The following is a 1,275-nucleotide window of genomic DNA, read 5'->3' on the forward strand; positions in this document are numbered from 1 at the left end:
CAGCTTGTTCAATCGCTCGAATAACGCGAGATGCCACTGGTAGTGGTTTCACTTCAATGTAATCGCGATCTCGTGGGTCGATGGCAAAATCAATATCTAGAGTGGTTTCTACCCAAACATTGCACTGGTTCTTCAATGCGCTAACCGCAGTGATAGGTGTTTCATCATGCAGTTTTAGCTCGAAAGGCACTTGTTTTTCTTCATTCGGTTGAATCACAAACGGGTCAACCGCCTTGAGCTGGTCGATAGTGAAGGTTTGATAACTTACGCTATCGTCCACTTCAACTTTCATTTCTGTGTTCAATTTAATGGTGATAGCGTCGATCTGCTGTTCAACATCCCCACCTTTGATATGAACATGTCCCTTCAGCGTCGCACCTTGAAACACGCTCATTTCATCCAAAATAGTATCCACTTTTGCAGATCCGATACCCAACGATGCTTTTAATTTCTTAAACATGTCTTTCCTTTTTTGCGACTGTTTTTATTAGTTGTGCTTTGTTTACACAATTGCCTTATAAGCTGCAAGCAATAGACCGCAAGAATACGGCTTGATTCCATTATCGATTCAAAAAATATCAAATCAGCCAAATCATTCAGCAAGCAAATGCCCGTTATTTGTATCTAAATGTCGTATTTGTCGATAACTATTTGCAATTTGTACCTAAATTAAGCAGTATTTGTATAGTCAATTTAAAAGGTATCATTATGTCTGCGCCACTCTACATGCAAATCAAACAATTTATCCTCGATAAAATTGATTCCGGAGATTGGATGGTCGGACAGCGCATTGCGACTGAAATCGAGCTGACTGAACAGTTCGGTGTAAGCCGAATGACAGTAAACAAAGCGATACGAGATTTGGTGAATGAAGGGAAACTACAACGTCGCCCAAGGTTGGGAACGTTCGTTTGTGACCCTAGTGAGAAATCAGAATCCCCATTACTAGATATTCGCAATATAGCGGAAGAAGTTAGTGACCGAGGACGCCTATACAGCAGTAAAGTAGTTCAACAAGTCGCGATAAAAGCGGACGATAGCATCGCAATAAAACTTGGTGTAATGCTTGGTACAACAGTGTTTTACAGTGAGATCATTCACTATGAAGACAGCACACCTATTCAGTTAGAACTGCGTTGGGTAAACAGCCAGTACGCCCCGAGTTACCTTAACCAAGACTTCACCCAAATTACTCCTAATCAATACCTATCTAATAACTGTCCGTTGAGCGCGATTGAACACACGGTTGAAGCCATTGTTCCCGATAATCGCATC

The 1,275-nt window shown here is 41.4% G+C and carries 2 protein-coding genes; one reads left to right on the top strand and one right to left on the bottom strand.

Going from position 1 to position 1,275, the window contains the following annotated elements:
• Positions 1–460, bottom strand: a 460-nt coding sequence (locus R8O11_RS24890; RefSeq protein WP_318074181.1) for a sporulation protein, incomplete at its 3' end; no start/stop codon positions are given.
• A gap of 248 nt (positions 461–708) precedes the next feature.
• Between R8O11_RS24890 and R8O11_RS24895 the strand changes: the two genes are divergently transcribed.
• A partial coding sequence (locus R8O11_RS24895) for a UTRA domain-containing protein (protein WP_318194563.1) occupies positions 709–1,275 on the top strand: 567 nt, incomplete at its 3' end.

The sequence above is a fragment of the Vibrio sp. 1288 genome, assembly GCF_033344475.1.